The organism is Caballeronia sp. GAFFF2 (assembly GCF_023631485.1).
GTDB lineage: Bacteria > Pseudomonadota > Gammaproteobacteria > Burkholderiales > Burkholderiaceae > Caballeronia.
Genome location: NZ_JALQDA010000052.1, coordinates 1 through 20,217, shown reverse-complemented (window position 1 = coordinate 20,217; position 20,217 = coordinate 1). Strand labels below are relative to the sequence as shown.

Annotated in this window: 17 protein-coding genes and 1 pseudogene; 8 read left to right on the top strand and 10 right to left on the bottom strand. The window is 57.6% G+C overall.

From position 1 onward, the window contains the following. Positions 1-8: 8 nt before the first annotated feature. From NCT04_RS32580 to NCT04_RS32570, 3 genes are read right to left on the bottom strand one after another with little or no spacing between them, the layout of a single operon-like run. Positions 9-1,622, bottom strand: a complete 1,614-nt coding sequence (locus NCT04_RS32580) for a type IV secretion system DNA-binding domain-containing protein (protein ID WP_250469950.1) — start codon at positions 1,620-1,622, stop codon at positions 9-11. Positions 1,623-1,626: 4 nt separating this feature from the next. Continuing rightward, the gene (locus NCT04_RS32575; RefSeq protein ID WP_250469949.1) at positions 1,627-1,830 is read right to left on the bottom strand and encodes a hypothetical protein; all 204 of its coding nucleotides are present in this window, start codon (positions 1,828-1,830) and stop codon (positions 1,627-1,629) included. Next, complete coding sequence (locus NCT04_RS32570) at positions 1,830-2,225, bottom strand: hypothetical protein (RefSeq protein ID WP_250469948.1); 396 nt, start codon at positions 2,223-2,225, stop codon at positions 1,830-1,832. Before NCT04_RS32570 ends, NCT04_RS32575 begins: the two co-directional genes overlap by 1 nt. Positions 2,226-2,628: 403 nt before the next feature. Here NCT04_RS32570 and NCT04_RS32565 point away from each other — a divergent pair, with 403 nt between their 5' ends. From NCT04_RS32565 to NCT04_RS32555, 3 genes are read left to right on the top strand one after another with little or no spacing between them, the layout of a single operon-like run. After that, positions 2,629-3,105, top strand: a complete 477-nt coding sequence (locus NCT04_RS32565; protein WP_250469947.1) for a conjugal transfer protein TraD — start codon at positions 2,629-2,631, stop codon at positions 3,103-3,105. Beyond that, positions 3,102-3,806 (top strand): StbB family protein, encoded by a 705-nt coding sequence (stbB, locus tag NCT04_RS32560; RefSeq protein WP_250469946.1) that lies wholly within the window; start codon positions 3,102-3,104, stop codon positions 3,804-3,806. Before NCT04_RS32565 ends, stbB begins: the two co-directional genes overlap by 4 nt. Before the next feature lie 11 nt (positions 3,807-3,817). Further along, complete coding sequence (locus NCT04_RS32555) at positions 3,818-4,210, top strand: hypothetical protein (RefSeq protein WP_250469945.1); 393 nt, start codon at positions 3,818-3,820, stop codon at positions 4,208-4,210. Positions 4,211-4,450: 240 nt separating this feature from the next. Here the strand turns inward: NCT04_RS32555 and NCT04_RS32550 are convergent, their stop codons facing one another. The 6 genes and pseudogenes from NCT04_RS32550 to NCT04_RS32525 all read right to left on the bottom strand — a co-directional run bounded on the left by NCT04_RS32550 (position 4,451) and on the right by NCT04_RS32525 (position 9,810). After that, positions 4,451-4,774: a TrfB-related DNA-binding protein gene (locus NCT04_RS32550; RefSeq protein WP_250469944.1), complete on the bottom strand. Its 324-nt coding sequence runs from the start codon at positions 4,772-4,774 to the stop codon at positions 4,451-4,453. A gap of 136 nt (positions 4,775-4,910) precedes the next feature. Further along, positions 4,911-5,330 carry a hypothetical protein gene (locus NCT04_RS32545; protein WP_250469943.1) on the bottom strand — a complete coding sequence of 140 codons (420 nt, stop codon included), beginning with the start codon at positions 5,328-5,330 and terminating at the stop codon, positions 4,911-4,913. Between the two features lie 63 nt (positions 5,331-5,393). Continuing rightward, positions 5,394-6,220, bottom strand: a pseudogene (locus tag NCT04_RS32540) (DUF932 domain-containing protein). Positions 6,221-6,964: 744 nt separating this feature from the next. Further along, positions 6,965-7,936 (bottom strand): hypothetical protein, encoded by a 972-nt coding sequence (locus tag NCT04_RS32535; RefSeq protein ID WP_250469942.1) that lies wholly within the window; start codon positions 7,934-7,936, stop codon positions 6,965-6,967. Further along, positions 7,863-9,164 (bottom strand): ParB/RepB/Spo0J family partition protein, encoded by a 1,302-nt coding sequence (locus NCT04_RS32530; protein WP_250469941.1) that lies wholly within the window; start codon positions 9,162-9,164, stop codon positions 7,863-7,865. Before NCT04_RS32530 ends, NCT04_RS32535 begins: the two co-directional genes overlap by 74 nt. A gap of 22 nt (positions 9,165-9,186) precedes the next feature. Further along, complete coding sequence (locus NCT04_RS32525; RefSeq protein WP_250469940.1) at positions 9,187-9,810, bottom strand: LPD29 domain-containing protein; 624 nt, start codon at positions 9,808-9,810, stop codon at positions 9,187-9,189. A 986-nt stretch (positions 9,811-10,796) separates the two neighbouring features. On the opposite strand from NCT04_RS32525, the gene NCT04_RS32520 reads away from it, so the two are divergent. The 5 genes from NCT04_RS32520 to NCT04_RS32500 all read left to right on the top strand — a co-directional run bounded on the left by NCT04_RS32520 (position 10,797) and on the right by NCT04_RS32500 (position 19,053). Further along, positions 10,797-11,993: a ParA family protein gene (locus NCT04_RS32520; RefSeq protein ID WP_250469939.1), complete on the top strand. Its 1,197-nt coding sequence runs from the start codon at positions 10,797-10,799 to the stop codon at positions 11,991-11,993. 2 nt (positions 11,994-11,995) lie between these two features. Continuing rightward, positions 11,996-12,976 (top strand): ParB/RepB/Spo0J family partition protein, encoded by a 981-nt coding sequence (locus NCT04_RS32515; RefSeq protein WP_250469972.1) that lies wholly within the window; start codon positions 11,996-11,998, stop codon positions 12,974-12,976. A gap of 247 nt (positions 12,977-13,223) precedes the next feature. Beyond that, complete coding sequence (locus NCT04_RS32510) at positions 13,224-14,408, top strand: Replication protein O (RefSeq protein WP_250469938.1); 1,185 nt, start codon at positions 13,224-13,226, stop codon at positions 14,406-14,408. A 1,158-nt stretch (positions 14,409-15,566) separates the two neighbouring features. Further along, positions 15,567-15,770 (top strand): cold-shock protein, encoded by a 204-nt coding sequence (locus NCT04_RS32505; RefSeq protein WP_250469937.1) that lies wholly within the window; start codon positions 15,567-15,569, stop codon positions 15,768-15,770. Between the two features lie 1,663 nt (positions 15,771-17,433). Then, a complete protein-coding gene (locus NCT04_RS32500) occupies positions 17,434-19,053 on the top strand; it encodes an ATP-binding protein (RefSeq protein ID WP_250469936.1) in 1,620 nt (539 codons plus the stop codon). A 1,056-nt stretch (positions 19,054-20,109) separates the two neighbouring features. On the opposite strand, the gene NCT04_RS32495 is transcribed toward NCT04_RS32500, so the two are convergent. After that, positions 20,110-20,217, bottom strand: a 108-nt coding sequence (locus NCT04_RS32495; protein ID WP_250468121.1) for an IS3 family transposase, incomplete at its 5' end; no start/stop codon positions are given.

Genomic DNA, 20,217 nt, shown 5'->3' with positions numbered 1-20,217 from the left:
TGCCTTCCTCACTTGATCTCGATTGCAGTCGCCCGATGCGGATACTTGACGTACGGCAGTTTTATTTTCGCGATGGGGAAGTCTTCGCCGAACATCACGTAGCCCTCCAGGTCTTTCAGGAACGAGATCTCTGAATCCATCACGACCGGTTCCGGCGGACTCGTGACAATGTTGCGGCTGCGCCCTCCCCCACCACCGCCTGCGCCACCGCCTGCGTTCGTCGTGATCTGGACTCGCTCCACCTGATGCTTGCCCAGAATCTCACTCGCCTTATCGGTATTGAGCGCGTTCGAGCCGCCAAAGATCAGGTAGTTACGAAAACATCCAAGCAAGGTTCGCGCGGCGTCCTTCCCATAGGTTTCGTCAAGCTGTGCCCAATCCTGAATGGACGCGGCCATGCGCAGACCGTGCTTGCGACCCTTCGTTGCCGCCGGCACGAACGACTCGAGCTTGCCGAGCGATTCCAGCTCGTCGAGGAAAAGCCAGAGCCGGCGCGCGAGCGGCGCCGAGCTGTCGGGGATGCTCATGATGGTGGCGCAGATCGTGTCGATCCACGTCGCCACGAGTGGCCGCTGCGTTGTGCGCATGTCCTCGCGCCACGTGATGAACAGGTTGCCCGCGTTCGGATCGTGCACCCATTTGTACAGCGAAAATTCGCCTTTGGACATGAACCGAAGCGGTCGCACGTACTTGTTCATCATGAACTGGATTGAGGCGACTGCCTTCTCCGCGTTCTCGCGAAAATAACCCTGCGAGTCGGTGTTGGCCAGGAATGCCTGAATCACCTCGCCATCCTCGCGCACGAGAAGATTGACCAGTGCGTCCTGGTCGGGGTTATTGGTCTCGACCAACTTGCGCATGGTGTCGGCGAGTACGTCGCGCGTGTAAGCGCACCACTGCTCGTCGGTCGGATCGATCTGCGGCGGAATGATGCTTTGCGCCATCCGGTCGAAGTCATGGATGCCCCGGATCTCGTTGAAGATGGTCCAACCGGCTGAACGTTGATCAAACGGATTGAGAATGATGTCGCCGGGAAAGCTGAACTTCGAATAGAACGTGCCGTTCGGATCAACCACGGCCATCTTGTCGCGGCGCTTCACGGCCGATGCGATCATGCTTTCCATTGCGACCGACTTACCGGCGCCGATGGTCGCGCAGATCAGCGTGTTCCGGTTTTCAAGGTGCAACGGCATCGGCATCCGACCGATCATGATGGGAGGCAAGTCTGTTCTTGCGAGACTCGGCGCATTGGTGTCTGCCGCGCGCTTCAATTCGACGCGAAGACGGCGGTTCTCTCGACGATTGGCGGCCTTTACCTGTTGTTTGACGCCGTGCCAGTTGGCCATGCGCGCACCGCGCAGCCAACGGTGATAGCGGGCGCCGCGAAATCCGTCGTCGCCGTATTCGTGCAGCAGAAAGGCGGCGGTTGCCGCAAGGCCAAGACCGAGCATGACCCCGCTTGCGATGAGCGGATTGTGCGGTGTCGTATGGAGCGCAACGGTGAGCGCTTCCGGGAGCGGGCGCAGCGGAACATTTGCAGCGTAGGCGCCGGCAAGCCAGCCGGCCACGGGTAAGCTCACGCCAAAGATCAGGGTCGCGTTCTCCGCTTCATGTTTCTGCATCGGCCTAACCCACGCTGGCCACGCTGGACCCGACCACCGCGTCACGGCGCCGGGCGAGCCACGCAGCCAATATTTGCGCATCACACGCCGCATCAACACAGTCGCGCTGCAGGGCGCTCAGCAGTGCATCGTGCAGCCAGTCGCTGATGCTCGGCGCATCGAGCGCAGCCTGAATGTCCGAGTCGATCTGCTCAATCGGTTCTGACATCACGAATCCTCCGCGAATCGGGTTACCAGCGAAGCGAATTCTGGAGACGAGGCGGCAAGTAATTCCGTGGGCATCCCGGCACCCGATACAGCGTTCTCGCATGCAAGCACGAGATCGTTGAAATCGCCCGACGTCGCCTTCTTGCGCATCAAAAAAAGTAGCGCGGCCAAAAGCGTATGCGCGGACTTTTGGGTACGTTCAATTTCCGCTAGTCGGCCATTGAGCTCTTGCCGCTCAGCCCACGTTTCCATGCTGTCGCGCTGACTATCACGACTCATCGCTTTGTCGCGAATATATTTCGACAGGTGCTTATAGCCCGCGAGTGCCGCCGCTTCTTCGACCCTGCGGCGATCCTCTTCTGAAAACCAGACTGGGATCGATTTGCCTGTGCTCATGCGTCGTCATCCCCTGTTGTTAAATTTAGAGTAACTCAATCTTCTAACCTATAGTATTGTCTATAGGTATCAAATGAGCAAACACATAGCTCTCCTGTGAATTCCTATAGCAACGCTATAGAGCCAAAGTAGTGTCACTTTCTCTGTGAGTCCGGTCATATCAAGGGTTTGCACTCCCGCAGGGGGTGCGTGATGTGTATCGAGATTTCTGGCCTGTTAAGGACAGGGATCTCTAAGGGTTAAGGGCGTGAAAATCAACTAGCCCAAAGGGCGTAGGCGAAGTGGATGCAATCAAGTAGCAATCGAGTAGCACAGAGGTTGCAAAACAGATGCAAGTTGGTAGTATGAAGAATGCGTGCTAAATGCAATAGGAGTGCGTATCAATAGCTTGGAGGATGCTTGAATGCCGCAACGTGATGTGGTGCAGGCTTTGACGGCGCTGGAGCCCAAAACCAAGGCGGCGAAAGTGCGTGAAGTGATGCCACTGATAGAACAGAGGCTCTCAGCAGGCGTGCGGATCGTGGATGTTCTCAAGGCCCTGAGAGCGAACGGAATCGATCTGACCGAAGCCACATTGAAAAGCTATCTCTACCGGTACAGGCAGAAGCAGCAAGTCGAGCAAGAGACTGCGGGACAGAAACTTCCGGCTAATGTCCAGCACTCCAGCGCCACCGGATCTGTGTCACAACGACACTACTCTGACTCATCCTCTATAAGCGATTCAGATTTATCGACGGACTCGGTCTCACACGAGGCCTCACAAGGGCCGATCTCGATGCAGGAGCTTGACCGTCTGATGAAGCCCGACCCGGCTGAACAAGCCGAAAAGTTGGCACGTTACGAACGCCTGGCCAAACAGCAACGAAGGAGCCGCAAATGAAAGTCGCCGTCATCAACTTCAGTGGGAATCCTGGCAAAACGACGCTGGTCGATAATCTCCTCGCGCCGCGCATGAACGCGCCGAAGTTTGAGGTCGAAACGATTAATGCGGGATCGTCCGGCACTGGCGCAGAGCGCCTCAAGGGCAAGGACTACGGAGGGCTTCAAGAGGATCTGATGACGCTCGATTCGGCCATCGTCGATGTCGGCGCATCAAACGTCGAAGAGTTCATCAAGCAGATGAGCCAGTTCGACGGCTCGCATGAAGAGTTCGATTATTTTGTCGTGCCAGCGGTGAGTGAGAAGAAACAGCAGATCGACACGGTCAACACCATTGAGACACTGGCGGGCCTCGGTGTCCCGGCCAAGAAAATCCGCGTGGTGTTCAACAAGGTCGAGCTTGAAGATGCAAACGATGTGCCGCGCCTGTTCAGCACGGTTTTCGGCCTTCATGCAGATCGCAAATGCTTCACGCTAAAACCGGAAGCAGCAGTGTTCCGAAACGAGATTTTCGAGCGGTTGCGAGTTCTCAAGAAGAGTGTTTCAGAGATCGTCGCGGATGGGACCGACTACCGGGCGATGCTGCGCGAAGCGAAGGATGACGACACGAAGGCGCGTGCGGTCATCATGATTTCGGCGCAGCGGCTCGCGAAGTCCGCGCATAAGAACTTGGATGACGTGTACAAGGTGCTATTCAAGTAACGGGGGCCGTTATGGGTGGCAACGTATCCACCGCACGCGAAGCGCTGATGGCAGAGTTATTGCAAGATGCCGATGCGCTTGTGCGGCGCTTCGAGCAGGCTGACGAGGCACTGTCCGGAAAAATCGAGCGGGCAACGACCGACGCCGCAGCCAAGGCATTCCTCGCGGCAAAGCTCAATTTTGAGTCTGTCATCGAGCAGAACAGCAATAAGCTCATGGAGGCGGGCCGCGTAGCGGCGGCGCAGGTTGGCAATCAACTCAACAGTGGCGCTGTCCAACTCGTGGCCGCCAATGCCGCACTCGAACACAAAGCGCGGCGGCTTGTCTTGCTGCTGGCAGTGCTCGCACTGACTGCAGGCATCGTCGGCGGCTTCATCGGAAGTAAGCTGGCCGCTGGAATGTGAGGGACACAAGGTTCGCCAAAGGGGCGACTTACCCGCCCGAGCGGTCTTTGCCGTTACCTTCGTATTCGATGACAGTCCGCGCGTAACGAAGGATTACCACGCTGCGACACACTTGCGCGCCGGGACGGCGCGCAGATTTTTTCTCCCTGTCCTCTGTAGACAGCTTCACGCCCCTGCTTCTTGCCATCAGATCCGGGGACAACATTGGCGGTGGAAATCGGCCGGAGACGGTTAGTTGCGCTATCGCGTCGAAGGCCACGAGGACGACAAAATACCACCACCCATCGTCAGTTGTGCCCTTGCCTCTTCGGCCATCTGTCGCACTTGCGCAGCAAGCTCCGGCGGCAGCCAGACTTCAACTTGTTCCCAATCCGGGGGAATCGCTCTTGCTGCCGCTTCAACGGCTTTGATTACCGCACCGACGCGCTGCTTGCTCAGTCCGCTCTCTGTAGCGGCATCTACCTGCGAGATACCGTCAACAAGCACGCGCCGCGCAATTTCCACGTTACCGACGGTCATGCGCTTGAGGCGGGGCATGAGCGATTTGAAGTCCTTCGCCGTCATCCTCTCTCCTGCCATGTTTGCGCCCCCTCAAAAATGTTTGAAATCGGGACTAGATTATCTGCTCGGAGTCAATATCGGTCAACAGAAAGCCCCAATCCGGTGGGATGGGGCGATTTGAGCGTACTGTCTCGCGGCTTTAATGGTGCTGAATCTTCTGTGCGATCAACGGGTGAGGCAGTGTCGCGACACCGCGAAATCGCCAGTAACGGGAACCCTTTCTCGCGTAGATCAAGGTGATATTCCCCTCGACGGGTTCGCTACCTTTGAACGATTCGACGCCATCGCCCAGTTGCCAGACGAGCGGCGGCCATGGGCCGGACATGGCTGCATGATATTCGGCCTCGGTGATTTCCTCCGGGTTAGTCGATAACACACGCTCCTGTTGCTCGATGAAGGAATCCTCCTCACCGATCACCACGCCCGGATAACGCTGCGCGAGCTGGTCGAGCGTTTCGCGTGTCCAGTTTGTGACGTAAGTGGTGGTTGGGCCGTCCGTCAGTTCCAACGCATAATCTATCGCGGTCGGCTCGCCCGGAATATAAAAGACCTTGCTCATGGTGTTCTCTCCATGTGTCCGAGGAACTACCGGGCGGCTGTGCTCGCCCGGCAGCCGTCCGCGTTAGCCGATCATCTTGCGCATCTCGTCGGCGAGAACCCACAAGGCCCGATTCAGTTTGACGTTCTGGTCAATGCCGCTGACCGCTCGGGTGGTGGTCGTGCGGCCCGTCGCGCTACGTTCGCGCAGGCCACCCTTCACCATGTTTCTTGCACACGGTTAAAGGTCGTCCACAGGTCCGACCCGCCATCCTCCATGCGGCAGGGGCGGAGAATCTGCGTCTCGGTAACGGGCGCGGCGGCGTCTTCCGTGTCGTACTTCAATTCGAGGGCTGCGCGCGCAAATGCGTTCTGTGCGCCGGTATCGAGCGTCACGCCTTGCATGCCTTCGCGCTGCTCGTCCACCACCTCGAAGTTATCGAGCACGCGAAATGCGCCTTCGATGACTTCGCCCACAACGTCACCCTTATGCGGGACGCGCACCTCTCCGACATTCGTGCCGCACACCATGCCGTTGCAGCAGACGAAGCGGAACATACCGGCGAGCATCTGATAACTGCTCGTTCCATCGTGGCTGTTCAACAAGAAGATTTCGTTCGCTTCCTTGCCGCTGATCTGGTCAGCATGGCGGAGGCGAATCATGTGCTTGGTGAAATCGCGCTTGTCGTCGTTTCGCACACGCGTCTGTGCGACCATGAAGGGCTGGAAACCTTCGCGGCGCAGGCCGTTGAGCACATCGATCGTCGGAATGTAGGTGTAACGCTTCGAGCGGCTTTCGTGCTTCTCAGCAGCGAAAATCGACGGCGCGATGCTTTGGATTTGGTCGTCCGTCAGGGGGATTTCCGAACGAAGAACGGGTGCGTTATAACCGAACTTGGATGCGAGTTGCATTTATAGTACTCCTAAATTGCGACGTTGTGGAAGGTCGAGAAGCGGTTGCCGCCGCTGGTTTCTCGGTATCGAAGCGTCTTTCCGTTTCGTGCTTCGATGTATGTATTATGGTCGATACCCTCACCAAAGTCAATAGCAGTATCTATTTATTATTCTTGATAAGTACTCTCTTCCCGGCGAGTCTTGGCATCAAAGGTGCTGCCCCGAGGACGAGCGAGGGAGCGGATCGTTCGATCAAGACGGGCGCGTGAGCGCTTGTCTCACTTCAAGGGGCGTGGAGCACGCGAAGCCGTTTGCTAGGTCTGCTCGTCGGAGTCGGTCGGTCGCGGTAAGCCCGTTCTGCCGCGCGAACCGGCGCGGTCAAGGGGTCGTGGAATACCGCAGGCCGCGAAGCGGTCGAGGATATGCCGCGAAATGCCCCTTGACCGGGAAAGCCGGGGCGTGTGGCAGATTCAAGGGCGTGAGCGACAGGCCGACTCCGACGAGCAGACCATCCGATAGACCGTGCGAAACAACCGGCAAGCCCCCTTGGGGCGCGCAGCGCCGCCAGGCGCGGAGGCTGGTGTTCGGCTTTGTGTTCGGCCTCGGCGCGGATATAATGAAATCAGTTGGATCCCGTTCTACTCCTGCGACGTTGGACGGTCGGGCTCGAAGCGTTGCCGCGCTTCGAGCCTTTTCTTTTCCAGTTCGACGTTGAATACGGAACGGTCAAGTTACTGCCCTTCCTTGGCTACCTTCTGCGGGTCACTGATCTGCGTCTGCGTCAGCTTCTTCTCGGCTGCCCTCCTCGTCTGACTCTTGGTCATCAAGTTCGGGTGAAGCGAAGTTGCTCTCCTTCACCGAACTGCGGTTCGTCAGCATGTCGGGAATCCAACCTGTATCGGACAGCAGCCTTTCGGCCATCGATGCTGCCTCATCCTTCTTGTTCGATGCGAGCGGTGTTGCTGCTTCCGCCGAGACTGCCGCAGTTTCGACCTCGGCGATCCGACCTTTTGATACATGATCCAGATAGCTCTCCCGCGTCGCAGTCCAGTACTTGCTCATGTCGAGATTGAGCACGTCGAACAACTGGCTCACCGGATGATCGCCATCGGTCCCGGAGACACTATCGAGGGTGGCTGCGACACAGAACGCGAATAAGTTGGACGTGACATCGTCGCTCTGCTGCAAAAGCCACGGTAGTAGCTCGGCATTGTTCTCGGGAAGCATCGCTGTCCACATCGCACGCTCGGCTTCGATTTCCTTCCATGCACGGCTATTCGCCAGATCATCGGCCTCACGCAACAGGCCGTCATGCACGCAAGTAAACTTTGCCTCAAGAGTACGGCCGGAATACATGTGGCCGTAATGGTCCGCGAAGATAGTCGGGATCATGTGGTGCATTAATACGGCGATTGCTACGCCCGGTTGTGCGGCCAGTTCAACCTGAACAACAGCGGTTCGATGTGCGGTCAAGCGGCGGCAGAGTTTTTCGCTGTGCACAGGCTTCGCTTTCTTCTTCGGCTCGACTCCTGACGTGCCATCGGCGGCGCTCTGCGCAGAACCTAACCGTTGCATATCGTCCCTTTTGATAAAGCCCCGCTCGATGACGACTTCGCCCGCATAGTTGAGGAACACGAAAGCGCCACCAGCCTGCAACTGTTCAGGCAACCATGCTTCCATGCTTTCGACAAAAGCATCGCAGGCATCGCTCGCCGCGTTCGCTGCTTCCTCCAAAGCACCGCGTTTTTCCTCGTCCTCCTCGGCGGACTCGTCGTCGTAATACGCATTGAGTGCGCCAGTCGCCGTGTCTCTTGCCTTCTGGAGCTTGGCGAAATCGCGTTCCTCCTTTTTTGTCATGTCGCGCGTGTGTGACGACTGCCGACCATATTCGGCCAACTCGCTGTAGTCGCGCTTGACTCGGGTTTCGACCCCACTTCCAGCCCTCGGCACTGATTGTTTGCGCCACCTCGATCAGACGGTCGGTGGCAAGTTGCAGCAACAGTGCGGCATCGGCAATGTGCCCGCTGTTGTTGTCATCGCTGAACAAGTCTCGACGCACGAACCCACCGGCGGCCTCGTAGGCTTCGAGTGTCACGAACGCGACAAGCGGATTGTTGCGGATTTCGATTTCTTCCTTCGTGATCGCAGCGCGTAGCTGATGAGGATCGCGCAACCATGCCTGTGCGGCGTCGAACCATAGCCGTTCCTGCAAGTCATGGTCATCGGTCAAGGCAAGAGCGACGACCTGCTCGATGCTCATGCCGTCATCGCGGAAAACGTCCAATAGTTTGGGCGAGACGTTGGCGATTTTGAGACGTCGCTGCACGGTCAACACCGAAACCGAGAACAGCGCAGCGATGTAGTCTGCACTCCTGCCCTCCTCGATCAGCAGCCGAAATGCCATCGCCTGATCGCCTCCGTGCATTGGCTCGCGGGCGTGATTTTCGATGAGTGATGCGGCGACTGCTTCAGCCTCGGTGACGACCTTCACCGGAATCAACTCGTCCGCGCTGATCACACCGCGTTCTGCAAGCAACTGAAGTGCGGCAAGTCGGCGTTGTCCTGCGCACACACAAAGCTTCGGCTTTTTGCCGCGCGCTCCCGTCATCGGATGAGCTACCAGATTTTGCAGCAGCCCTTTCGCGGCGATGCTGTCCGCGAGGCCGTCGATTCCAGTTGCTGCTTTGCGGCGCACATTTCGCGGCGAAGGATTCAAGCGTGACAATGCGACTTGCTCGATGGCACTGTCGCCGCCAAAGGTGTTGTCGAGTCCCGTGGGCGATGTTGCTGCATCGTCAAGCTCGACATCATTGTTCTGAACGTTGATGGCGTCGTTGCAATCATCCATTTTCAAGCTCCCAGAGAATGCCAGCGACCGAGTTACGCAGAGTGGGATTGCGTTGGTCGTTGGCCGGTTAGAAACAAGGTTGATGTAGAACGGAAGGCAATCGGCGGGATGCATGATCGCCCTCCCCCTCTCCTGTTCAGTCAACGGGTCCAAATCGGTCGTAGAGCGGCATGACGGATCGTTGCTCGCCGCATTCGCGGGCATAGCCGTCGCGGAGCGTTATGTAGGATTGGAGTGCAGGCTTTTCACAGGCCACTTTTAGGCGATCGCTTTGTTTGGCAAGCGCTTGATGGATCATCGTCTGCACAGTGGTCGTGGTGTCCGAAACCAGTTCCGCAAGTTGGAGTCGTGATAGTTCACAGGAGCGAAATTGATCGACAGTCGGCTTGGACAGACCGTTTCCGGCGAAGAGGTTTTCGTAATGTCGATAGATACTGTCGATAGCGGATTGCACCGCTGCGTCGCTGTGCTCGCGAACAGTAAAGATGTGGTCTACCCCAAAGCAGACCTCGTATGCGTCCAGCCTCTGATCACCGGCTGCCGCATCATCATTCGGTCCGTCGAAATACACCCGCCGAACTCTGCTGGTGATCGCCTCGACCTGCGCGGCGTTCGGGCCATCGGTCCGACTCACGTAAAAGATTGCGCTACCGCCGTGAGTCTGAGTGCGGACCAAGAACGGTACGCCCTTGAAGCACTCCGCCAACGACTGACGAATCAGCGTTGCGGTGTCAGCACAAGAAAAGTATCTTGCCGTCATGATTCGGTATCCTTATTGTGCGATCGACAATTAAAGCGATGTCACCGTGACCTTTAACCATCTGCCGTTTTGGTACCGCAACTGGATACGGGAATCGTCAACAGTCACCACTCGAATGTCGCCCTCGACATATGTTCGTTGGTGAGCCTCGGAGGGTTCGGGAGGAACGCCCGAATCGTTGGTGGGGTTGCTTGTGCGGGTGGTCGTTGCGCTCATGACTACCTCCTTTGTCTGTCGTTCAGTTTCATCTGCTCTTCGGAGCCGCCTCGGCGCATGTCTTGCACGGGCCGGATTCGGTGCAAGGGCGCGCCCGGAGGCCGCAGCGAAGCGCAGCCGCAGGCGAGCATCGAACGGGTGAGGACGCGGCGAAGCGAACCCTTGTGCCGAATCCGGTTCGTGCTATGCGTCGATTAAGAGGCGGCTTTGAAGGGCAGATGAAACGCGCTTTGAACGGCAGACAAAGGATGGAGCGCGGCGACGTGTTTCCCGCACAAGCAATCCCGCGGCACAGGCACCGCCAGGTGCGTGTGCTCTATCGGCGCGGAGCGCCGCTTATCAGGGTTTCGCGGCGTCGAAAGGCGACCGTCTTACAAAGCAAGTTTTGCGAAACCCAAGTTGCTCGGAAATCTGAGGCTGCATGCTCTTCGACTCGCCTCCTCAGCCCGAAGAGCCCCAACGCCACCTTGGACGAGGATGCAGGTTCGCAACGAAGAGGTTTGCGAAGGCTGGGTAGATGTCTTTCACACTATTGTTAGTCAGCCCGACGATCAGCCACGTTGTGTGTTTCACGTGTAACCACGTTTCACACTTAATGTGGTTTCGCGGTAAACGCGTCTAATGGCCGAGACTTCTAGCACTGAGTCGTCTGCGATGTTTAAAGTTAACTTGCGTTTACTACCCCAGCCGTCTAAAGTCCACTTGATTCTATCGGATGGGTGAAAAGTTGGCTTGGCGATAGAATAATCTAAACCGATCGAAAATAGACTATGGACTTAGATCTCGCCAACCCTGGTAAGACAACACCTGAAGATCTTATCAAGCTCGCTGGGCTTTCCGACTTCATGTTGCAGAAGATTCGGGATGAGCTGCTGGAGCCTTTTCCGAGAAAGGTGCCTCCAATGATCAGTTCAGCGCGAGTTCAGGAAATGTGCGGGATCGACGTCCAGCGGATGGCCTATATGCTCAAAAAGGGCGAGCTGCCGCAAGGCAAGCAAGCTCGTCGGGGGTCGCCGCGGCAGTTTACAGTTGAAGAGGCTGTTCAATGGGTACGTGCTGAACTCGCTCCGACTCCCCGGTCAGGCCCCGGAAAAATCATCGCCGTCGCGAACTTCAAAGGTGGCGTCACTAAAACGACGATGTCGACTGTTCTTGCTCAGGGACTAGCGATGCGTCGTGGACGGCGTGTCTGCCACATAGATCTAGACCCGCAGGGCAGCGCTACCACGCTATACGGGATCAATCCGCATGCGGAGGTCGACGCCTCACAGACCATCATGCCTTTGATCGAGGCCTACCTGCGAGGTGATGAGTTCGACATGCGGACGTTGCCGCAAGAGACCTACTGGCCAAACTTGGATCTCATCCCGTCGTCGACCGAGCTTTTCAATGCTGAGTTCATGCTGCCTGCCCGCGCATCAGCCGGTGCCCGCGGTGAACGATTCGAAAATGTTCTCCATGCTGGAATCGAAGCTCTACGGGAAAAATACGACTACATCATCCTGGATACGGCACCGACGCTGAGCTATTTGACAATCAATGCGATTTTTGCGGCCGACGGGGTGATCGTGCCCGTGGTTCCCGACGTCTTATCGTTCGCTTCGATGGTTCAGTTTTGGCACCTGTTCTCGGATTTGGTAACCGGCATGGCAGCGCGCGGAGAACAGTCGCGCAAAGAGTTCGACTTTCTCGACATCCTGATTACACGGATGACGCCAAAGCCCGCAGCCAAGGCAGTTCAGTCGTGGATTAGCCAACTGTACGGCAACCGGGTCATCCCAGTTGAAATTCCAGAAACTGACGTAGCGCGCAACACCAATATGCGCTTTGCAACGGTGTACGACATCTCAACGTATGAAGGGGGAGCTGAGACTCTCCGTCGGATTCGAACGCCCTGCGATCAGTTTGTCGATCGCGTCGATGATCGTGTTTCGGGTCTTTGGCAGAAAGGAGGTAGCGCATCGTGAGTATGAAAAATTTCGCTTCAAAGGCGGCGAACATACGCCTTACAGATGAAGAGGCGGACAAAGCACAGAATCGCGCTGCAACGACGCCCCGCACTGCGCCCGGTCAGCTGATGCACCTTCAAGCAAAGTCAGAGCAGCAGCAGGATGAGATTGAGCGGCTTCGGAAAGAGCTGCAAGAAGCAAAGCAGATGGGCGGCACCGTTGATGTCCCTCTTTCAGAATTGCATGAAGTCCCCGGCCGTCGCAGATACATGGCACCGGAGAAATATGCTGAGCTTCGCGACAATCTCCGCCATAACAAGCTGATTCATCCGGTGGTTGTGCTGCCGCGCGCGGAAGGTGGTTTCGAGATTATTTCCGGACATCATCGAAGCGATGCTTATCGGGAACTGGGCCGCGAAACAATTCGCTGCGTGCTGGGCGAGGCAACGGCTGAGGAAGCTGACGAAGGAGCCTTCTTCGCGAACTTGATGCAGTCGGACCTAACTGACTACGAGAAATATATTGGTCTGAAGCGATTTCAGACCGAGCATCCGGAAATGAATAGGGCGACCGTTGCCGAGCGTGTGGGTATCAGTCCGTCACACATAAGCGCATTGCTGTCTTTCGACCGTCTTCCGCCTGAAGTTCGGACAATTCTGGAAGCGAACATTGCACTTCTTGGCGCAAATGCCGCAGCCGAGTTCGCAGTGCTGGTCGAAGCGGGCAAGAGGGATCGGGTATTAGAGGCTGTCCAATGTCTTGCTGACCGGAGGCTCGATCAGTCGCAGGCAGTGAAATTTGCTCGATCGTCCGATGCCCCGAAGAAAGCCACCCCAGCCGCATCAAGCTTCAAGATTCGCTCTGGGAAAACAACTTGGTGCGATGTCCGAAGCGCTAAGAACGTGATGCGAATCGAGTTTCAATCTGAGGAAATCGCAGATTCGGTACGTGATGCTATTCGAAAGCACCTAGAGCAACTCGCGCAGACTCAAAAACCATAAGTCGTTGATTAACAACAACTTCGTACTACGCAGGCGTCTACCGGAACCGAAATGACGAAAACCTAGCTTAAGAAAGACAAAGGCCCGCAGCTGGAAACTGAGGGCCTTTGCGATTGCGGGCTTGGCTGGAAACCTTGCCGCGCGACTCCCCAGCTGGAAACTGGAAAGGGACTGCAGACACCCGGAGTGTAGCGCAACAAGGTCGACAGTCAAGCGAATTCAATCCATTTTTAATGGATCGCTCGACATGTCTATCGCGCAACACTTCGTTGCCGGCGAGGGTGAAGCACACCCTGAAGATTCGGCCGCCCTTAGCGCATTTCGTTGCGACTCGACCAACCTGCCGTGGATCATTTTCCGCGCAGCGTTCCGGGCCGCGCACATCGAACAAATCCCTCCCCGGGCCCGCGCCGTCCTGTCTGCCCTCGCGCGGACCGTTGACGCTGCCCAACCGTTTGCTGCGATCTTCGCTCGTCGTGAATTGCTCACAGGCCGTGCGCTGCAATCGATGCGCACGTTCTATCGGAGCCTCGACGATCTCGAAGTCGCGGGACTGATCGAGCGTCGCCCCCAAAGCCGCTACGTCCGAGCGGGCCTGTTTGGCCGCGCATACCTCCACCTCACCGAACACGCTGCTGCCCTCCTCGGACTCATTGAGGCCTTACGCACGCACGAGAGCGAGGCTTCGCAAGCGCCCTCCTCGTCAGCCGCTGCACCCTCGCAGACCTCATTCCCGGCACCGTCTGCCACATTGGCAGACGGTGGAATATATAAGGATCTAAGCCCTTCTGTTTTTCACAAGAGACAACCGGGCCAGTTGCCTGCGGACCTTCAGCGTCTTCGCACCCTGGGTTTTTTTGATTTTTTGATCTTCAAACTCATGCGTGAAGCCCGAGATCACGGCAAGCGACTCTCCGATGTGGTAGAAGCCACTTGGGACCACCTGAAGCTCGCCAAGGCGCCGATAAGTTACCTTCGTGCCCTGCTTCGCACCCCAGTCGATTTCACCCATCTCGTGCGCCGTCGGAGCGCGGATGGCGACGCCACCCAGGCGCGCAATCAGCAACGCGCCGAAGGCCAGGCCATCGCCCTTCAACACGCGGGCCGGACCTTCATCGATGCAGACAACGCGCGTCAGTTCATCGTGGGCGCCGGGGGCGATTCGCTGACGATCTTCAGCCTCACGGAGCGCGTTGGACGGCAGGCCGCCGGCTGGATGCCGTCGTTCGCCGCAGCGCTTAAGTCCGGAAAACTCCGCCCCGCCACCGCCCTTGACCTCGAACGCTTCGCCCACGCACAGCAGCAAGCACTCGGCAACGCACCGGCCTCGGCCGTTCCGTTGAGCACGGTCAAGTCGCCGGTCACGGGCGCCGTGCGTGACCATATCGCCGGACTGCGTCACCTGCTCAAGGTGCGAAGTGCGGGCGCGTGACGCGGTCGGCTGCCGTCCACACGCACCCAGCCATGACGGCGTATGTGCTGCCTCAAGGACGGCGGTGAGTGCAAAGCGAACGCCTCAGTCACGAGCCGGTGGAGCTGAACTGAGACCGATCGTAGACGAGACCATCCATAACGCAACTACCGATCCGACCGTCTTGACTCCGCGAACACTCCAGTCCCTACACGCTGACGGGCCCCGAAAAACCAGCTTGCAGAGACCGATGACCCGGCCCAGGGCGAGGAAACAGGGGAAGGTGGCAGAGGCCATTCGGACGATCGAAGCGATCAGGAAGTGACCGTGGACGCCGCCGCATTAAGCAAGGCAGGCGCCGCTTTTCACCGGCGCGCGGGATCGTTGAGCGTGCCTCGGCTAGCGCAACCAGGGCAGGGCGACCGCACACGTCAATCATGCTCGAGGATGCTTTGGACGATGTGGCAGAACGAACTGGGAACGCGCATCGCCGTCCCAAGCGATACCGTTGGGGATGACCGGGACAGGAGGAGCGGACGGCAGTTGTCAACCATAGTCGCGGACGAAGAGGGCGGTTGGGTATTGCTCACGCGGCGCCGGTTAAGCGTCGTGAAGTGCGCGTCGGGAATCAAGCCGGGACGCGAGACGCGGCAGAGCAAACTCAGGCGCGCGTGCGCTTACAGTGCGGTGGTGGATTACGTCGGGGCCTTAAGGCGACGGACCATCGAAGCGCGGTGCGAGTCGCGAGGGGGCGCGCACAATGTCCCGTGCCCCCTAAAAGCGCGACGGTGCGGTTCGACGCTGCTGCCGGAGAGCCGGCAGATGAACCCACCCGCCCGATATAGATAGCGCGCGGACCCCGTAAAGTTGATCAGTCCCGTGCGCGATGGGGCACCGCAACGGCCCTGTCGCAACGGCAGGGGAGGGACGACGCGGTCGCTTTCAAGGCGCGTGACCAAAAAACCGAAGGACCCAGCGGAACCCTCGGCGTCCAACGCCGGCCACGTCGTCGCTGCCGACTCGTCGCGACTATAGCGTTTTAGCCGCCGGGTCAGGCAGCCGAAACGGGTTCGCGACCCTCGGGAGCACACCCTTGCGCGAGCCGGCCCCGTCGATCAAGATAGCGTCCGGCGCTTGCGAGGGGCGGCGCCGTTCTCAACTTTTAAGGCACAACACAACATGGCAACCGGTACGGTCAAGTGGTTCAACGATGCAAAAGGTTTTGGTTTCATCACGCCGGACGCAGGCGGTGACGATCTGTTCGCGCACTTCTCGGAAATCCAGTCGAACGGCTTCAAGACGCTCGCGGAAGGGCAGAAGGTGAGCTACGACGAGAAGATGGGTCCGAAGGGCAGGCAAGCGTCGAACATTAAGCCGGCGTAACGGCGGTGGCCCTGACGATCGCATGGTCGTCAGGGCCGGGAAGGGTGACGGGAGGGTGAGGGAAGGGCAGGGTAGAGCAGAGGCCGGAAAGTCGCTCGTTGGCAGCCGAAAAAATCGGGAATAGCAGAATCAGCCTTGTCTGCTAACTGTTATTAGCAGCCAAGCTGGGCCATCTCGGCAAGCCAGACAAGTCATTTAATCGCGCTTGGCGCGGATCTCTTACTGGGCGAGACCGTACAGGTTAAGAGCTTCAGGTGTCTACCCGAGTTGATAGTTGCCGAAATTTGGCATCAATGATACAGGAATCCTAACTAACTAGTTGACAGCTCCGATTTTGTTATGGCTCAGCGTGAAACAGCTCGGCGTAACCAGGATCTGATGCAAATAGTTGTTTTTAAACGAATTATTCTTATAAGAGCAGCTAGGAACGCCGATTGTTTCACGGTAGAAGAAGGCTGAAGCGTTCCCTGCAACGCTATTTGCCGCCTTGAGCAGGTTTTCTCTATTTGCAGAAGCGGTTTGTAATGACCGAAACAACTTCTGTATATTTTGATACGAGCGGCAGACTAGACGCTCTTAGGCCACATGCATGTCGGGCCGATTTGCATTGGTGCGCCGTTCGAACACTATGCACAAGCAGTGAGCACCGCCTGTTGCAGCTTGGAACAACCCGCCCGGCCGTATTGTGGCCTGCCCCGGTGCACCTCACGATGAGAGCTCGATTGTCCGAACGATCGAATAAGTGCGTCACGTGCCAACGCATATTCTGAAAACGCACAGGAGGGGAGGGGCCCATGGGTCGCTGCTGAGGACGGGTTACGGGCACATTGCCAATCGAGCGTTCGTCGGCAGCCTGTGGATCACCGAAGCGGCGACAGTCAAAGCAATGAAACTCGGTAGCCTTTAAAAGCCCTCAGTGCGGCGAAAATCCGTGAGTAGATCACGCTTAAGCGCGCGGTTGCCGGCGCGTGGCGCGTCGCACACGGCGATTCGATTCGGTGCCGCCACTGGCGGTCAATCCGATGCGCATGGAGCATGCGATCGTCGTTCCACTCGTGATAACTCCGAGATGCACTGCACTGTGTGGAGACGCGCGCCGCGGCTCCGTACTAGATGTCATCGCGAGGACGGCGCGGTTGAGCTTGTGCACCGTGCGACGTACGGAGCGGAGCCCGAAACCGACGTCGAAGTTACCACCTTCGCCTCGAAAAATGCGGCGCTGTCTGACACGCTGCATTACGAACGTCTCGCCTCGATTTCTTGTGTGCGACCTGGCATGAAGCGCTCCGTGCATAGACGTTCGCTTTGCGTACCGCGATTAGCGCGAAAGTGCGCCCGTTTGAGGCAGGTCTAGGGCCGGCGAATCGTCGTGCCGCCTTATCCGATTCGGATGACGGGCCGCGCGCAGTAAAACTCGACGCAATGAAGCGGCATCTCAACAGCATCCTCGACACGCCGGCGCAGCACGCACCACTTGCCGACTATCGATCGTCTGTTCGCTTATGCAATCAGCATACGTACGATCTCTCCGTCGATTTCGACATAAAATTATCATTTGCGCCGCTCTCCGCGTCGTTGGGCTAACGCCTGACGGTGCGACCGTCCTAATCAGAACGCAAATCGCCGTTTTCACCTGGGGTATGACTTGAGCCAAGAAGGGCAGTTGCTCGACAAGAAATCGTTGCGTGCCGTAACCGGAAAGTCCGCGGATTGGCATGAGTTGGCTAAAGACTTGGTGGCGTTCGCCAATGCAACCGGAGGACGACTGCTCATTGGCATCGAAGATGCCGTCGCTGTGCCCCCGCCTGAACAAGTGCTTCCGATGGATCTGCCCGACTTGGTACGCCGTCGTCTGAGCGAGCTCACCGTCAACGTTGTTGCGTTGCCTGAGGCAAAGACGGCTGAGAACGGCGGGCAGTATCTTGAGATAACCATCCCACGCGCGGTGGCGGTAGCGTCCACCACCGACGGACGCTATTTCATCCGTATCGCCGACAAAAGCGCCCCCGTCACGGGCGATGATGTGCTGAGGCTTGCGAGCGAACGCGCGGCGTTGCCTTGGGAGACTCAATGCACAGCAAGTGTGTCTCGACATGTGGTGAACGCCGAGCAGATTCAGCGGCTCACGCAAGGTCTTCTTACGTCGGACCGTGTGAAGGCGTCGGTCAAAGAAAAGTCGGTCGACGAGTTGCTCGAACACTATATGCTGGTGCGCGGGGACTATCTGACAAACATGGGCGTTCTATGCGTCGGCACTCAAGCCGATCGCGCGCAGCTCGCGACCGCGCCCGTCATTCAGGTCATCAAATACGACGACAGCGGCGCGAAGGTCAATAAATGGGTGTGGGACGACCAACTTCTGAGTCCGATGGAATTGGTCGAGGCGGTATGGAAGGAGGTCCCAGATTTCCGTGAGCGGTACGAGCTTCCAGATGGCCTTTATCGACAGTATGTCCCGGCTTACGACGAGATTGTGGTGCGCGAGCTTCTCGTTAATGCACTAGTTCATCGACCGTACACGCAGCGGGGCGACATTTTTATCAATTTGTATCCGGACCGGCTTGAAGTCGTAAATCCTGGTCTTCTTCCGCTTGGCGTTACACCGCAGAACGTCCTGCACACGACTGTTCGGCGCAATGAGATCCTGGCGCGACTGTTCCATGACCTAAAGCTGATGGAGCGCGAGGGGAGCGGTTTCGACAAGATGTATGAAATCCTGTTGTCGCAAGGACGCCCCGCACCCGAGTTAATTGAGAATCATGATCGCGTGCAGGTGGCGATACGCCGACGCATTCTGAAGCCGGAGGTGATCGACTTTCTCGCCAAGGCGGATGAGACGTTTCATTTGCAGCAACGTGAGCGGATTGCATTGGGACTGCTCGCGCAGCACGATTCACTTACTGCGCGCGAACTCATCGCTTTGCTAGAGCTTGGCTCTCCGGACGCACTTCGTCCGTGGCTGGCGCGACTATTAGATTGGGAGATCGTGAAGTCGGCGGGACGTACCCAGGCCACTCGTTACTTCGTTGACCCGCGCTTACTTAGAAATCTCGACTTTGCGGCGACGACGACGTTGAAGCGGATCGAACCGCATCGCTTATTAGCGCTCATTTTGGAAGATGTCGCGCGTTATCCGGGATCAAGCATCAGCCAGATTCATCAACGCGTGGGCACGGAAATTCCACGATCGCAGATGCGACGAGCATTGGATCAATTGTTGAAAAAAGGGTCACTACAATTGACGGGTGTGCGGAGCACAGCGCGGTATACGGTATCGGTCTAGCCTTGGTGCAAGTCGCGGTCTATCTTCGAGGTTTGAACCAAGAGTTTGCGCCAACGAAGCCGCAAACTCTTGCCACATAAGGTTTTCGTGACAAGCCAACGTTGGTTCAAACGTTGAGAATGAGCCAAGAAGCGGAGCCCAGTCGGGTATAGCGCCTTACTTCAGCGTGGCCAATATGCGGAATCTTGCGAAGTCTGTGACGGTGGAGCAAGGGCGAGGGCAAAGCAAGTTGTTTGTTGCCCGCAAAGAATGAAAGCGTCCCTCACCCCTCTGCTAAAAGCGTCCCTGGAGGGGGGTGATTTTTCCCGCAAACCCTTACGGAGCAAGGCTGGGGACACTTTCATTCGGTGTGGTGCACGCTGAAGAAAAAAATCCCCTTTTAACCCCCTCCTGATTCCAGAAAAAACCGCCCCCCGCGCCCTCGAGGGACACTATTAGCGAGGGGGTGATTTTCGAGCCATTGGCGTCAGGAATCCGCCACAGTCATGCCGGCAATCACTGCATCCTCTCCAAGATGTGCCACTCGACTGCCCCCTCTGGGTAGTCCTGTGGCCACTCTTTGCGAGCAATTCCATCGCACTCCAAGCTCGCTTTTTCGCCTATCGAATCGTCATTCTCATAGTCTCCATGGGGTTCTCCGTTGGCGGAGCCACGAGCGCCTCTTTCTGTGGGCAGCTCCTTCCACGCTCCTTCTGAACCTGCGTTTTCACGCACTGCTCCCAAAACACCCCGCGCGCACTCCACCCGGTTCAGCGCCCGCCGAAGCCGCTCCCGCATCTCATCCTTGAGCCCACGCTCCCGCGTGACAACCTCAACGTCGCTTGCGACGTCCGCTAGCAGACTCTCCACCAGCTCAACCAGCGTCGATGCCAGCTCGGCGGTCGTCGCGCGCTTGGTCGTTTGTTAGTTTTCAATCGAGTTGTCCATCCAACCGATAGCGATGGCTGCTTATGTGACCGGGCTCGGCCAGCCAGCCAAACGACGGGGTTCGTCCATTTGTGTCAACGCCGACTGAAACCTGACCCACAGGGGGTGCGGCTAAATTCTTGGACTGATTTATGCCGCGATTCCGAGACATTGCCGGTATTCGACCGGACTAAGAGAGCCGAGCGAGACCTTGATCCGTGTTGCGTTGTACCACCGGATATAGGAGTCGAGGACTTC

Excerpts from the sequence above, each read along its gene's own strand:
- NCT04_RS32580 (WP_250469950.1), bottom strand. The coding sequence starts at position 1,622 with ATGCAGAAACATGAAGCGGAGAACGCGACCCTGATCTTTGGCGTGAGC.
- NCT04_RS32575 (WP_250469949.1), bottom strand. The coding sequence starts at position 1,830 with ATGTCAGAACCGATTGAGCAGATCGACTCGGACATTCAGGCTGCGCTC.
- NCT04_RS32570 (WP_250469948.1), bottom strand. The coding sequence starts at position 2,225 with ATGAGCACAGGCAAATCGATCCCAGTCTGGTTTTCAGAAGAGGATCGC.
- NCT04_RS32565 (WP_250469947.1), top strand. The coding sequence starts at position 2,629 with ATGCCGCAACGTGATGTGGTGCAGGCTTTGACGGCGCTGGAGCCCAAA.
- stbB (WP_250469946.1), top strand. The coding sequence starts at position 3,102 with ATGAAAGTCGCCGTCATCAACTTCAGTGGGAATCCTGGCAAAACGACG.
- NCT04_RS32555 (WP_250469945.1), top strand. The coding sequence starts at position 3,818 with ATGGGTGGCAACGTATCCACCGCACGCGAAGCGCTGATGGCAGAGTTA.
- NCT04_RS32550 (WP_250469944.1), bottom strand. The coding sequence starts at position 4,774 with ATGACGGCGAAGGACTTCAAATCGCTCATGCCCCGCCTCAAGCGCATG.
- NCT04_RS32545 (WP_250469943.1), bottom strand. The coding sequence starts at position 5,330 with ATGAGCAAGGTCTTTTATATTCCGGGCGAGCCGACCGCGATAGATTAT.
- NCT04_RS32530 (WP_250469941.1), bottom strand. The coding sequence starts at position 9,164 with ATGCATCCCGCCGATTGCCTTCCGTTCTACATCAACCTTGTTTCTAAC.
- NCT04_RS32525 (WP_250469940.1), bottom strand. The coding sequence starts at position 9,810 with ATGACGGCAAGATACTTTTCTTGTGCTGACACCGCAACGCTGATTCGT.
- NCT04_RS32520 (WP_250469939.1), top strand. The coding sequence starts at position 10,797 with ATGGACTTAGATCTCGCCAACCCTGGTAAGACAACACCTGAAGATCTT.
- NCT04_RS32515 (WP_250469972.1), top strand. The coding sequence starts at position 11,996 with ATGAAAAATTTCGCTTCAAAGGCGGCGAACATACGCCTTACAGATGAA.
- NCT04_RS32510 (WP_250469938.1), top strand. The coding sequence starts at position 13,224 with ATGTCTATCGCGCAACACTTCGTTGCCGGCGAGGGTGAAGCACACCCT.
- NCT04_RS32505 (WP_250469937.1), top strand. The coding sequence starts at position 15,567 with ATGGCAACCGGTACGGTCAAGTGGTTCAACGATGCAAAAGGTTTTGGT.